The organism is Paractinoplanes polyasparticus (assembly GCF_019710575.1).
Lineage (GTDB): Bacteria > Actinomycetota > Actinomycetes > Mycobacteriales > Micromonosporaceae > Actinoplanes > Actinoplanes polyasparticus.
In genome coordinates this window covers 24,595-38,097 of record NZ_JAHWFK010000056.1, presented here as the reverse complement: position 1 = coordinate 38,097, position 13,503 = coordinate 24,595, and the positions used below count along the sequence as shown (strand labels likewise).

Genomic DNA, 13,503 nt, shown 5'->3' with positions numbered 1-13,503 from the left:
AGCCCGCCACCGATCAGCGGCGCGGCGCGACCGGTGCGGACAGGCCGCCGCCGAACAGGCGCTGGTCCACCTCGTTGAGCGCCAGTTTCAGGGCGCCGAGGGCAACCGAGTCGGCGCCCAGCGTCGAGGCGCGGACGTCCGGCATGCGCAGGCACAGCCGCTCCAGTTCGCGGCGCAGCGGATCGAGCACGAGGTCGGCGGAGCGGGAGAACCCGCCGCCGAAGACGACGACCTGCGGGTCGAGCGTGAGCACGAGTGCGGCGGCACCGACGGCGAGGTCCTTGACGTAGCGGTTGACGGCGGCGCGGGCCGCCTTGTGGCCGTCGCGGGCGGCATTGAAGACCCAGGCGGCGGCGTCGTCGGGCCCGACGGTCTCCGGGACGCCGGGGCAGTTCTGCAGGTGCGCGGGGGCGTCGAGCCAGCGAACCTGTTTGAGGGCGCCGATCTCGCCTGCGGCTCCGCCGAAACCGCGGCGCAGCACCCCGTCGATGATCAGGCCGGCGCCGGTGCGCATGCCGCCCTGCAGATAGACGATGTCGACGGCGTCGGTGGCGGCGCCCTGCCACTGCTCGCCGAGGGCGCCGAGCTTGCAGTCGTTCTCCACGACTATCGGGCAGGAGAATCGGCCGGCCAGGTGGGCGGTCAGGTCGACGCTCTGCCAGCCCGGCAGAGGTGTGAAGAAGCTGGTTCGCCCGCTGGCGTCGACCGCACCGGTCACCGCGACGGTGACGGCCCAGATGTCGGTGGGGGACTTGCCGGCCTGGCTCAGGCAGGACTCGATGACCGCGTCCAGTTCGGCGAGCCGTTCGGCGGGGCCGGCCTGAGCGTCGACGGCATGGCGGACGCTGTGCACGATGGTGCCGTCGAGGTCGGCGAGCAGCGCCAGTATCTTGTGCGCGCCCACGTCGACGCCGAGCACGTGGCCGGCGCCGGCCCGGAACTGGTACCGGCGGGCCGGGCGTCCGACGGCGCTGCTGGAGCCTGGTTCCAGCACGCGGGCCCAGCCGTCGGTGACGAGTCCCTGCGCGATGACGTCGACAGCCGGCCGGGACAGGCCGGTGCGTCGCGACAATTCGGTGACGGTGGAGGGCGGATGGTCGCGCAGGGCCCGCACGATGCTCAGGGAGTTCAGCTCGCGCAGCCGGGGCAGATCGGCCCCCGTCGTCGTCACCTCGGTCACGTCTCTTTCCTTTTTACGCTTGACGCTTTACAAAGTAGCAACCGACCGGCTCACGTGATCGGGTACGCCTGCGCCGACGGCGAGATCACCGCGCTGAAGTCGGCCTCGCGGCCGTCCACGGTGAACCGGTACCGGCCGAGCCGCCGGATCTCGGGTGTGGTCCGCAGATAGCCGGTCATGTGGTCGAGCTCGGTGGGCGTCAGCCAGCCGGGCGGGTCCGACACGGCCCGGAACCGGCAGATGTCGGCGAGGTCGCGCAGCCAGGCGAGCTGCTGGTCGGTGAGCAGGTTGAGGCGGCTGCGGAAGTAGACGACATCCGGGTCGACCTCGGTGAGCGGCTGGTGCCACAGCCGGTGCAGCGTGTTCACCACGGCGTTGCGCGCCATGGCGTCGGACGGGTCGTCGCTCGCGTAGTTCTGCCACATCGGCGCGACGTCGGGGCCGCTGCGCAGGCCGTCGAGAATGCCGAGCGACGGCAGCAGGATGGCCCCGCTGCCCAGCAGATAGACGTCGTCGCCGGCGACTTCGCGGATCACCGTGAGCGCGTCGCGATAACTTTGCTCCCGCTCGGTCCCGCCGGCTCGCACTCCCGGTACGGCGCCGGCGTTGATGAAGTCGAGCTTCAGATACCGGAAGCCCCAGTCGTGGACGACCCGTGCGATGAGTCGGCGGACGTGCTCGAGGGCGGCCGGGCGCGACAGGTCGAGCGCGTGGTAGCCGGTGCCCCAGTTGTTGCCCGCGATGACCGGCACGCCGCCGGCGTCGCGTAGCAGCAGATCCGGGTGCTCCCGGGCGAACCGCGACTCGGGCAGCGCGATGAAGGGCGCCAGCCACAGCCCGGGTACCAGTCCGGCGTCGCTGATCCGGTCGGCCAGGGCCTTCATCCCGGACGGGAACTTGGCGTTCGGCTGCCAGTCGCCGACCATCTGCTCCCAGCCGTCGTCGATCTGCGCGACGTCGAAGGGTATGCCGGTCAGGTCCTTGAGATCCTTCGCCAGCTGCTGCTCGGAGATCGTCTCGTAGTACGCGTACCAGGAGCACCAGACGTTGCCCGCGCGCCGGTCGCGGCGGCCGAACCGCTGCGCCAAATGCCGGGTGTAGGCGGCGAAAACCTCCTCCTCCGGGCCGTACGCCAGGAACCACGGCGCCGCTCCGCTCTCGTACCACCCGGCGAGGGTGTCCCGGTCGGCCTGCAGCCGCGGCGAGCCCAGGCCGAGCGCGCCGAGCAGCAGCACGTTGCCGTCGCCGGCGTCGAGGGCGGCCACCGCGGAGGAGTGGTGGCGGGCCGGGTCGTCCCAGACGTCGTCGTCGGCGGTGACCCGGCGCTGCGGGTTGGCGATGCGCAGCGGCGGATCGGAGAGCCGGCGCCAGCCGCACGGGCTCCAGGAGTTCTGTCCGTGCCGGTAGAAAAGGGCATCGCCCAGTCCGTGCAGCAGCGCGACCCGTCCGGGCGGCAGGATCAGGCCACCGTCGGCTGCCTCAGGGCTGCCGGGTCCCTCGTGGCCGAGGGCGAGAGTGCGACCGGCGAGCTCGACGAGCAGTGCCATGGATCTCCTTCGGGCAGGCGCGGCGGGACGGGCCCGCCGCGCCGGGTGGTGAGGGTGGTTACTTGAACAGGGCGTTGACTTGGTTGTTCGCCTTCTTCAGCGCGGTGGCCGAGTCGCTCTGGCCCAGCACCGCCGACTGGATGGCGTCCTGCACGGCCTGGCTGACCTCGTTGCCGTGCTCGGTGATGGGCAGGAAGAAGGTGCCGCCGGGCGCCTGGGCCTCGTCGACGAAGACCTGCACGTCCCGTTGCTTGGCCTGGTGCGCGGCCAGCGCCTTGGCACTCGCCGACTTGATGGCCGGGAAGACCACGGCCTTGTCGCCGACGATGTTCTGGCAGTCGGCGGAACCGAGGAACTTGACCCACTTCCAGGCCGCGTCCTTGTGCTCGGTGCCGGCCCAGATGGCGTCGGAGAGCCCGTTGATCGCCGTCTTGCGGCCCTGCGGACCGGCCGGGACCGGAGCGAACGCGAACTTCGCCTTCGCGTCGTCACCGAGGTAGGTGTTGATCGTCCACGAGCCGGCGTAACTGATGGCCCCCTTGCCGGCGCCCATCAGCGTGTCCCGGCTGAGGGTGGAGTTCTTGTCGAGCGCCGGGCTGTAACCCTTGGCGATCAGCGACTTGAACCAGTCGATGGTCGCGGCCAGGGCCGGGTCGTCGTACTTGTACTGCGTACCCCACGGGTTCTTGTCGAGGTAGGTGAAGCCGTTGCTCGCGGCCAGGTTGCCCCAGCCGTTCTGGCCCTGCGAGCCGTCCGCCCACTCCGGCAGATACCCGTACACCTGAACCTTGGTCTTGTCGAAGGCCGGGTCGAGGCCGTTGCGGCCGTTGGCATCGCGGGTGGCCTTGGCGATGATTTGCTCGAACGTGCCGCCGTCGGTGGGGTTCCAGCTGAGGTCGGCGAGGTCGTCGGCCTTGATGCCCTGCTTGCCGAGGTGGTCCACGTTGTAGACCAGCGCCATGGTGTCCCAGTCCTTCGGCAGGCCGTACCGCTTGCCGTCCTTGGTGAACAGGTCGGCCAGCCCGGCCTGGTACTGGCTGACGTCGACCTTGTCGGCGTCGACGTAGGGCTGGATGTCGAGGATCTGCCCGGAGGCGACGAACTGCGGGTAGTAGGAGCCCTGGTTGGTCCACACGTCCGGAGCGTCGCCGGAGGCGAGCTGGGTGGTGAGGTTCTGCCAGTACTGGTCCCACGCCGACTGGGTGATCTGGATCTTGATGGTCGGGTTGGCGGCGGTGAAGGCGTCGGCGCAGGCCTGGTAGGCGGCCTTCTGGTTGTCGTCCCAGAGCCAGTAGTCGAGGGTGACGGCGTCCCCGTCGCCGCTGCTGTCGCCGGAGGAGCAGGCGGTCAGACCGGTGAGCAGGGCGATGGACAGCAGGGCGGCGCCGGCCCGGGTTCTGCGGGTCATCTCAATTCTCTCTTCTGCGGTGTGGGCGGGGCTATTTGCTTCCGGTGAAGTTCAGGGACTGGACCAGCCGCTTGCCCATGAAGATGAGCAGGATCGCGACCGGGACGACCGACAACGTCGAGGCGGCCATCAGGCCGGTCCAGTCCGGCTGGGTGTTGGGTGACTGCTGGAGGAAGACGCCGAGGGCGACGGTGACCAGACGGTTCTGTTCCCCGCGGCCCACCAGCAGCGGCCACAGGAAGTCCTTCCAGGCCCAGACGATCGTGGTGAGGCCGATGGTGATCAGCGGGCCGCGGCTCATCGGCAGCGCGATGCGCCAGAAGATGCCCCAGGGGCCGTTGCCGTCGAGGATCGCGGCCTCCTCGACGTCACGGGGCAGTGACAGGAAGAACTGGCGCAGGAAGAACACCGCGAACGGCGTCATCAGCAGCGTCGGCGCCACCATGCCGGCCATCTTGTTGATCAGGCCGAGATCCTTGACCAGCACGAAGTTGGGTAGCAGCGTGAAGATCGGCGGCACCATCAGGGCGCTGATGATGATCGCGAACATCAGGTCGCGCCCGGGGAAGCGCAGCCGGGCGAACGCGTACCCGGCCATCGCGCAGAACAGCGTCTGGAACGCCGCGATCAGCGTGCAGTAGATGATCGAGTTGAGGATGTAGCGGGCGAAATCGATGTGCGCGCCCGAGCCACCGGCGGCGCGCGCCTCGGCCTCGCTGGTCAGGCCGAGCACCCGCTCGAAGTTGATCAGTGTCGGCTCGCGGGGCAGCAGGCCGGCGTTGTCGGTCAGCAGGTCGCCGGCCGGGGTCAGCGCCGTGCGGATCATCCACCAGAACGGGAAGATCGTGGCCACGACGATGATGCCCAGCACGGCCCAGCCGAGGAATCTGCGCACCGGAACGCTCCTCACGTCAGGTCCGAGGTGGACGCCCGCAGCAGGCGCAGCTGGACCGCGGTGAGGATGCCGAGGATCAGCGCGAGGAAGACCGCCGCCGCCGACGCGTAGCCCATCTGGAAGTACGAGAAGGCCTGCTGGTAGATGAAGTAGTAGAGGACCCGGGTCGCGCCGGCCGGGTCGCCCTGGGTGGTCACCGCGATGGTGTCGAAGATCTGGAACGAGCCGATCAGCGAGACCACCAGCACCAGCGCCAGGATCGGGCGCAGCAGGGGCAGCGTGATGGACCGGAACATCCGCCACTCGCCGGCGCCGTCGATCGAGGCACCCTCGTAGAGGTACTGCGGGATCTGCAGCATGCCGGCGTAGAGCAGCAGCGCCGTGTAGCCGGTGTAGGCCCAGGTGTTGATCGCGGCGATCGACGGCATCGCCAGGGTGGCGTCGGTGAGGAACCCGACCGGTCCCACGCCGAGCGAGGTGAGCAGATGGTTGACGAACCCGAGATTGGTGTCGAGCAGCCACATCCAGAGCAGGCCGACGGTCACGTTGGGGACGAGCCAGGGCAGCAGCAACGTGGCCCGGAGCAGCACCGATCGGGTCAGCCGGTGCATGAGCGCCGCCACGAGCAGGGCCAGGACGGTCTGCGAGCCGATGTTGAGGACCACGTACCAGATCGTGACCAGCAGCGATCGCCAGAACTGGCTGTCGTGCACCAGCTTGTCGTAGTTGTCCGCACCCACGAACGCGGGTGTGCTGAGCATGGTGTAGTCGGTGACCGAGTACCAGGCGCCGCGGATCGCCGGGTAGCCGTAGAAGACGGCGAACCCGGTCAGCACCGGCGCCAGGAACCACCACGCCGCGCGACGGTCGTCGCGCTGTTTCGTCGAGCTCATCCTCGCCTCTTGATTCGTCTCCGGGTGGCTCTTGCCAGCAGCCCCGATGTCGAATAATGATGTAGACCTTCGATATTTTGTCAATACCTCTTCGTAATCCCCGGGCAACAAACGACCCACGGAGACCGACAATGAGAAGATCGATCGGCGCCGCCGTCCTCGGCGCCCTCCTCGCTCTCACCCCCGTCACCGCGGTCCAGGCCGCCCCGGCCGGACCGCCCCCGCGTCCACCGGCACCGTCCACTCCCGACCCCGCGCTGACCGCCCATCCGCTGACCGCGGCCCCCGGGCCGCTGGACAACCCGCTCAAGGGCTGGGCGAAGTTCTACAACCCGGGCAGCAACCAGAACGTCGGCTACCCGCACTCGCTGACCTGGGGTTACTTCGGCCTCTCGGAGATCATGACCAGCGCGTCGACCTGCGGCAGCTACAACTGGTCGATCCTCGACGCGATGCTGGCCGAGACCGCCGCCAACGGGAACCAGGCGGCGATCCGCATCTACCTGACCTATCCCGGCGGCACCGGCAGCCACCCGGCCAACGCCATCCCGCCCTGCTTCAACGGCAACGTCGCCAACCGCTCGGACTCGTACTGGAACGTCACCCACCCCGACTACGACAGCCCGTTCGCGATCACGGCGCTGCGCAACTTCATCACCGCGTTCGGCGCCCGCTACGACGGCGATCCCCGGCTCGGCTTCATCCACCTCGGCCTGGTGGGGCTCTGGGGGGAGTGGCACACCTGGCCGTACGACAGCGACACCGCCGACGGCCGCCCCGACTACATGCCGACGGCAGCCAACGGCGCCCAGCTGATCGCCGCCTACGACGCCGCGTTCAACCGCACCAAGCTCGAGGTCCGCTATCCCGACGTCGCCGGCGGCGCCGCGAACAGCCGCGACATCGGTTACCACGACGACTCGTTCTGCTTCCGCGAGGGCTCACCGCTGCAGGGCGTCACCCTGCCGCAGTCGATGGGCGGCGCCTCGTACTCCCACCTGCAACGCACCCTCGCCGCCGGCGTCGAGAACAAGTGGATCACCAGCTCGATCGGCGGCGAGCTGCGTCCCGAGATCCAGTCCACGGCCTTCCAGTCCTGGCCGAACGGTGCGGGCGCGGTCGACGACCTGCGGGCCTGCATCGAGCTGCTGCACCCGAGTTGGATGATCAACGAACAGAGCGGCAACTACCCGGCCGGCGACGCCAACGTCGCTGCCGCCGTCCGCCTGATGGGCTACAACCTCACCGTCGACAACGCCTACTACCGCGACACCGCCACTGGCACGACGAATGTCGGTGTGCGCATCGCCAACACCGGGGTCGCGCCCTTCTACTACCCGTGGAAGGTCGTTCTCGGGCTCAAGAACAACAGCGGCACGGTGGTACGCACCTTCGACACCCCGTGGGACCTGCGCACCGTCCAGCCGCTGACTATCCGCAACTTCCCGGACTGGAACGCGGGCACCGGTAACCGGGACTTCGGCCACCGGCAGTACTTCCAGCAGAGCGTCAACCTCTCCGGGCTGACCGACGGCTCCTACCAGTGGGTCATGCGGGTGCAGAATCCACTGGAGACCGTCAACACCGGCGCGAAGAAGCTGCGTTTCGCCAACACCACTCAGCAGGCCGACGGCTGGCTCGGCCTCGGAGCGGTCACCATCGGCGGCGGCTCGGGCGGCCCGGCCAGTCACGAGGCCGAGGCCGGGACCCGCACCGGCGGCGCCGCCGTGGCCGCCTGCGCCGCCTGCTCCGGCGGCTCCAAGGTCGGTTACGTCGGCAACGGCGCCACCCTCACCTTCACCGGAGTGACCGGCGGCGGGCCCCGAACCGTCACCTTCCACTACCTGACCGCCGAGACCCGCACCGCCGTCGTCAACGGGCAGAGCGTCACGTTCCCGTCCACCGGCAGCTGGGACACCGTCGGCACCACCGCCGTCACGCTCACCCTGCCCGCCGGCGCCACCACGATCACTGTCGCCAACCCCGGCGGCTGGGCGCCCGACTTCGACCGCATCACCGTCAGCTGAGGAACGCCACCATGCGCAGAGCACTCGTCCTGGCCCTCGCCCTCATCCTGGCCATGGGCACACCGGCCGTGGCCAAGCCCGCCGCCTCCTGGAAACCGCTGGCCTATGCCACCGCGCCGGCCGACAACCCGCTCAAGGGTTTCCTGCCGTTCGCCGGCGACTTCGACACCTTCCCGCACAGCATGGAATGGTTCTATCTTCCGCTGCGCGACATCATGACCGGGCCGGACACGTTCGACTGGAAGCCGGTCGAGCAACAGCTGGACGCCATCGCCGGCCGCGGCCACCAGAGCGCGTTCCGCGTCTATCTCGACTATCCGGGCCGGCCCACGGGCATCCCGCAGTACCTGCTCGACGACGGCCTGCTCACCCGGCCGTACCCGGACTTCGGCAACAACGGCGTCAGCGTCGCCCCCGACTGGAACGACCCGCGACTGGTCACCGCCCTGGAGAACTTCATCACCGCGCTCGGCCGCCGCTACGACGGCGATCCGCGCATCGGCTTCCTCACCCTCGGCCTGATCGGGTTCTGGGGCGAGTGGCACACCTGGCCGTACGACGGGTCGACCCAGCCGGAGAACTGGATGGCGAGCACCGAGGTCCAGGCCCGCATCCTCAACCGTTACGACGACGCGTTCGACACCACCCGGCTGCTGGCCCGTTACCCGAGCCCGCAGAACCGCGACCTGAACATCGGCTACCACGACGACTCGTTCGCCTTCGAGACCCTGCCCAACCAGTCCTGGCACTTCGTGCAGCGCCTGATCGACGAGGGCGTCACGGAGAAGTGGCGGGCGGAGCCGGTCGGCGGCGAGTTGCGCCCGGAGATCCAGTCCTGCCTGTGGGACGAGCCGGTCAGCTGCCCCCAGTACGAGGACTTCACCGCCTCCGTCGCCCAGACCCACGCCTCCTGGCTGATCAACCACGCCGCCTTCACGGGCACCGGTTTCACCGGCGACAAACTGCAGCGCGCCTTGTCGGCGTCCAGATCTCTGGGGTACGAGCTGACGGTCACGCAGGCGGCCGTCAGCCCGGACCGGGTGTCGATCCGCGTCGCCAACCGGGGGACAGCACCGTTCTACTACGACTGGCCGGCCGAACTCGCCGCCGTCGATCGTCGCGGGCACGTGGTCCGGCGCTGGCGGACGCCCTGGACCGTCGCCGGCATCCAGCCCGGCCCGGACCCGGCCGAGATGTCCACCCGGATCAGCACGCGTGGGCTGCGCGACGGCCGCTACGACATCGTGCTGCGCGTGCCCAATCCGATGCGGGGAGGCATCCCGTTGCGGTTCGCCAACACCACGCAGGACGCTCGTACCGGCTGGTTGAAGCTCGGCAGCATCACCCAGCGATAGCACGACCGGCGCCCGGCCGGCTCCCGGCCGGGCGCCTCGACCCGAAGGAAGCGCATGAACCTCGACGACGTGCGGTTGCGCGACTACATGCCGGTGTCGTCGATCCGCCGCCCGCAGACCCGCGTTCCCCGGGCGTCGACAGCGGCCGTCGACATCCACAACCACCTCGGCCGCTGGCTCGGCGACGGCGACTGGCTGATCCCCGACGTCGGCGCGCTGCTGGATCTCATGGACTCCGCCGGAATACGCACGATCGTCAACCTGGACGGCCGGTGGGGCGCGGAGCTCGACGCGAACATCGCCCGGTACGACCAGGCGCACCCCGGCCGGTTCGCGACGTTCTGCCACCTGGACTGGACAGCCCTGCACCGGCCCGATCCGACGGGCACGCTGATCGCCGCGCTGCGCCGAGCCCGCGATGCCGGCGCTCGCGGCCTCAAGGTGTGGAAGGACCTCGGACTCGGCGTCACCGACGCGGACGGCCGGCGGGTGCTGCCGGACGATCGCCGCCTGACCGACGTCTTCGCGGCCGCGGGCGAGCTCGGGTTGCCGGTGCTCATCCACACCGCGGATCCGCTCGCCTTCTTCGCGCCGCTGGACGCCCGCAACGAGCGTCTCGAGGAACTGGCGCAGAACCCGGACTGGTGGTTCGGCGGCCCCGAACATCCCAGCTTCGACCGGCTGATGCAGGCCCTGGAGGCGGTGGTGGCCGGTGCGCCGGGCACCACGTTCATCGGCGCGCACGCCGGCTGCGCGGCCGAGGACCTGGCCTGGGTGGACGGCATGCTGCGCCGGCACGCGAACTTCCACATCGACCTGGGCGGACGGCTGGCCGAGCTGGGCCGGCAGCCCCGCGCCACCCGCCGGCTGATCCTCGGCCATCCGGACCGGGTCCTCTTCGGCTCGGACGCCTTCCCGGCGACGCGGGCGGCGTACGAGGTCTACTGGCGGTTCCTCGAGACCGAGGACGAATGCTTCGCCTACGCCCCCGATGCGCCCGTGCCACCGCAGGGCCGCTGGGACATCTCGGCGGTCGGCCTGCCGTCGGACGTGCTGGCCAAGGTGTACTCGACCAACGCCGATCGCCTCCTGCAGCTGCGATGAGCGCTCCGTTCAGCTGATCGGACGGCGCCGGTGAGGGCGTCACCGACGGCGTGATCGGCCGCGCTCTGCCGTACCAGGAACGCGAAGAAGGTGAAAAAGGCTGTTGCCGGGGATTCCCGGGCGGCGATGTCCTCCGCGCTGCGGACCAGGTGTTCGATCCGGTGCAGCGCGACCGCCCGGAAGAGCGACTCCTTGGTGGGGTAGTGCCGGGTGACGGTGCCGGTGCTCACGCCGGCCCGGCGGGCGATCTCACGGATCGACACCGAGGCGCCGTGAGCGGCGAAGGCGGCGAAGCCCCCTCGAGGACTCGTGCCTGATTGCGCCGGCCGTCGGCGCGCTGGGGCCTGCCTGCCTTGGCGCGCACGTCGGTGTTCGCTCGGTCTGGTGACATCGCTGCGATCGTAAGCCGTGTCTTCGTCCGCAGTCGAAACACACGACCGGAACAGCGCCCCGCTCAGCCTTGGAGCGGGCCGAACCCGCTGATCTGGTACCGGACGAGCTCCACGCTGCGCACTTCCGGCATCGGCGGCGCGGACATCGCGATGCCGGCCAGGTGTGCGTTCAAGTGGGTCTCGGATTCCCACTGCTCGTGGACGCGCTGCGACACGGCCATGAGGTCAATGCGCTCACCGCGACCCGGCCCGGATCAATCCGCGTCCGCAGCTTCATGTTGTCGGCGGCGACGTGCGCGATCCCGCTGCGGTGGCCCGGACACTCGACGGCGCCGACGCGATCATCAGCACCTTGGGCAGGCAACGACGAGGCCCTCACATCTGTGCCGAAGGCATCCGTACGGTGCTCTCGGCCGCAGCCGGCAACGGCCCCCATCGCCTGATCATCCTGAGCAACTACGGTGTCGCCGACAGCCGGCGCCGCACCGCCTATGTCGCCGCATCGTGGCTGCTCGAGCGGGCTGTGCTCCGGGACAAGGAACAGATGGAATCCCTCGTCCGCGACAGTGACGCCGAGTGGACCGTGATCCGCGCCCCCGTCCTCACCAACGGTTCCCGCACCGGCGACTACCGCACCGGAACCGACCTCCGGCTTTCCCTCACCGCCAAGGTGTCCCGCGCCGACCTCGCGGCATTCATGCTCACCGAGCTCCGTGAAAAGGCTACCCGCGCCGAGCAGTGGTCATCACCTCGTGAACGAAGCCGCCGGCACCAACGGTCCAATCCTTCTGTGGCGCCCATGTTCGATCCTGTCCAGTGAGGAGTTGCGCCGGGTGCCGGAATCGGCTCATGCGAATGCAGGAGCCTCAAATTCCCACGGGTAACACGCACGCTTGACGTCAACCTTCGGGGCGATTTCTCACCGATGCATGACGCACGCTACTTCTCGTCGGATCCGCCTACGAGGTTCACGTTTTCGCCCTTTCCGTGCATGCCGCTGTTATACGTTCCGAAGGGCCTCAGGAGTACCGTCCCGGGGCGCGACTGACGGAGAGCTGATCATGGTGGTCGATGTTGCCGCGGCGTCACGGGCCCGAGGCCCGCTGGCCCAGCTGAGGAACCTTCGGGTGGCCGGCAAGTTGGTCTTCAGTTTCGCGATCGTGTGCGCGCTGGCTGTTGTCATCGGTGTCATCGGTGTCCTGCAGGTGCAGGCGGCCAACGACCGGATGAAGGGCATGTACACCTCCAACCTGAAGGCCATCGAGTACATCGGCGCGACCGGTACCGCAGTCGCTCAGATCCGGTTCCAGCTGGTGAATCTGCTGATCATTGCCGACCAGGCCGGCATGGATGCGACCCAGGAAAAGATGCGGACGCTGGACAGTCAGGTCGACAAGAATCTCGCCGACTACAAGGCGACCGGTGTGGAAGGCCGCGAAAGTCAGATCGCCGCGCTCGAGCAAGGTCTGGCCGGCTACCGGAAGGTGCGCGACGAGAAGCTTGTACCCCTCGCGCTCGCGAATAACGTGGCCCGGTTCGTCGCGGTGCGCGGCGCGGAAGCGCAGCCCTTCCTCAATACCGTAGACAAGGCCCTGGCGGACCTGATCCAGTCGGAGGACGACTTCGCAGTCAAGACGCAAAGCGAGTCCGATACAGCAGCCGCCCGGGCCACCACGACCATCATCGTCATCGTCGTGGCCGCGGCCATCCTGTCGGCGATCATCGTGGTCGTCATCAGCCGGGCGGTGGCCCGGCCACTCGGCCGTGCGGTGACGGTCCTGGAACGGGTCGCCGAGGGGGAGCTCCTCGGCCGGCTACCGGTGGACACCACCGACGAAGTCGGGCGGATGGGCGGAGCGTTGAACACAGCGCTGGACCGCATCAGCGGCGCCATGCGCGACATCGGCGGCAACGTGGACACGCTCGCCTCGTCGTCCGAGGAACTCGCAGCTGTCGCGGCGCTGGTCAACGAGTCGGCCGAGCGGTCATCGGCGCAAGCCCACACGGCGTCCTCGGCAACGGAACAGATCAGCGTGAACATCAGCACGATCGCGGCCGGGTCGGACGAGATCGGAGCGTCCATCAGCGAGATCGCCCGGTCGACCACCAGCGCCGCCGGCGTTGCCGCGGGAGCGGTGACGGCTTCGGCGAGGGCCGGCGAGATCCTCAACAAGCTGGGCGCCTCGTCCAACGAGATCGGCGAGGTGGTCAAGCTGATCACCTCGATTGCGGAGCAGACGAACCTGCTGGCCCTCAACGCCACCATCGAGGCGGCCCGGGCCGGTGAGCTCGGCAAGGGCTTCGCGGTCGTCGCCGGTGAGGTCAAGGAGCTCGCACAGCAGACCGCCCGCGCCACCGAGGACATCTCCACCCGGGTCGCGGCGATCCAGGACGACTCCGAGGCGGCAGTCGTGGCCATCGAGGACATCAGCCAGATCATCGAGCAGATCAACGTGACCCAGTCGTCCATCGCTGCCGCCGTCGAGGAACAGACCGCGACCACCAGCGAGATGAGCCGCAACGTCAACGAGGTTGCGACCGGCGCGTCCCAGATCAGCGAAAGCATCGCCGCGGTCGCCGCCGCCGCATCGGAAACCACCAATGCGGCCGCCAACACCGCACAGACCTCGGACGACCTCGCCCGCGTTGCAAGCGCACTGCAGGGCAGCCTGTCCCGCTTCACGTACTGACGCTCTGCGCCC

10 protein-coding genes and 2 pseudogenes are annotated in these 13,503 nt (G+C 69.1%); 5 read left to right on the top strand and 7 right to left on the bottom strand.

Annotated elements, in window-relative coordinates; all coding sequences use genetic code 11:
- Positions 1 to 13 precede the first annotated feature (13 nt).
- Genes KXC43_RS42105 through KXC43_RS42085 form a run of 5 tightly spaced genes read right to left on the bottom strand, consistent with a single transcriptional unit; the run spans position 14 to position 5,923 of the window.
- Positions 14 to 1,180, bottom strand: coding sequence for an ROK family transcriptional regulator (locus tag KXC43_RS42105; RefSeq protein ID WP_221381873.1), 1,167 nt, complete (start codon positions 1,178 to 1,180; stop codon positions 14 to 16).
- 50 nt (positions 1,181 to 1,230) lie between these two features.
- On the bottom strand, positions 1,231 to 2,727 hold the full coding sequence (locus tag KXC43_RS42100) for a glycoside hydrolase family 36 protein (RefSeq protein WP_221381872.1): 1,497 nt from the start codon (positions 2,725 to 2,727) through the stop codon (positions 1,231 to 1,233).
- A 58-nt stretch (positions 2,728 to 2,785) separates the two neighbouring features.
- Positions 2,786 to 4,135: an ABC transporter substrate-binding protein gene (locus KXC43_RS42095; RefSeq protein ID WP_221381871.1), complete on the bottom strand. Its 1,350-nt coding sequence runs from the start codon at positions 4,133 to 4,135 to the stop codon at positions 2,786 to 2,788.
- Positions 4,136 to 4,166: 31 nt separating this feature from the next.
- On the bottom strand, positions 4,167 to 5,030 hold the full coding sequence (locus tag KXC43_RS42090) for a carbohydrate ABC transporter permease (RefSeq protein ID WP_308129511.1): 864 nt from the start codon (positions 5,028 to 5,030) through the stop codon (positions 4,167 to 4,169).
- An 11-nt stretch (positions 5,031 to 5,041) separates the two neighbouring features.
- Positions 5,042 to 5,923 carry a carbohydrate ABC transporter permease gene (locus KXC43_RS42085; protein WP_221381870.1) on the bottom strand — a complete coding sequence of 294 codons (882 nt, stop codon included), beginning with the start codon at positions 5,921 to 5,923 and terminating at the stop codon, positions 5,042 to 5,044.
- A 131-nt stretch (positions 5,924 to 6,054) separates the two neighbouring features.
- Between KXC43_RS42085 and KXC43_RS42080 the strand changes: the two genes are divergently transcribed.
- From KXC43_RS42080 to KXC43_RS42070, 3 genes are read left to right on the top strand one after another with little or no spacing between them, the layout of a single operon-like run.
- Positions 6,055 to 7,950 carry a DUF4832 domain-containing protein gene (locus KXC43_RS42080; RefSeq protein ID WP_221381869.1) on the top strand — a complete coding sequence of 632 codons (1,896 nt, stop codon included), beginning with the start codon at positions 6,055 to 6,057 and terminating at the stop codon, positions 7,948 to 7,950.
- 11 nt (positions 7,951 to 7,961) lie between these two features.
- On the top strand, positions 7,962 to 9,305 hold the full coding sequence (locus KXC43_RS42075) for a DUF4832 domain-containing protein (RefSeq protein ID WP_221381868.1): 1,344 nt from the start codon (positions 7,962 to 7,964) through the stop codon (positions 9,303 to 9,305).
- A 54-nt stretch (positions 9,306 to 9,359) separates the two neighbouring features.
- Positions 9,360 to 10,409, top strand: coding sequence for an amidohydrolase family protein (locus tag KXC43_RS42070; protein ID WP_221381867.1), 1,050 nt, complete (start codon positions 9,360 to 9,362; stop codon positions 10,407 to 10,409).
- 182 nt (positions 10,410 to 10,591) lie between these two features.
- Here the strand turns inward: KXC43_RS42070 and KXC43_RS53385 are convergent.
- Positions 10,592 to 10,855 (bottom strand): annotated as a pseudogene (locus KXC43_RS53385) (helix-turn-helix domain-containing protein); the annotation flags it as partial.
- Positions 10,856 to 10,863: 8 nt separating this feature from the next.
- A complete protein-coding gene (locus KXC43_RS42065) occupies positions 10,864 to 11,022 on the bottom strand; it encodes a hypothetical protein (RefSeq protein WP_221381866.1) in 159 nt (52 codons plus the stop codon).
- 29 nt (positions 11,023 to 11,051) lie between these two features.
- On the opposite strand from KXC43_RS42065, the pseudogene KXC43_RS42060 reads away from it, so the two are divergent.
- A pseudogene (locus tag KXC43_RS42060) lies at positions 11,052 to 11,621 on the top strand (NAD(P)-dependent oxidoreductase); the annotation flags it as partial.
- A 241-nt stretch (positions 11,622 to 11,862) separates the two neighbouring features.
- A complete protein-coding gene (locus tag KXC43_RS42055) occupies positions 11,863 to 13,491 on the top strand; it encodes a methyl-accepting chemotaxis protein (protein ID WP_221381865.1) in 1,629 nt (542 codons plus the stop codon).
- Positions 13,492 to 13,503: the final 12 nt, after the last annotated feature.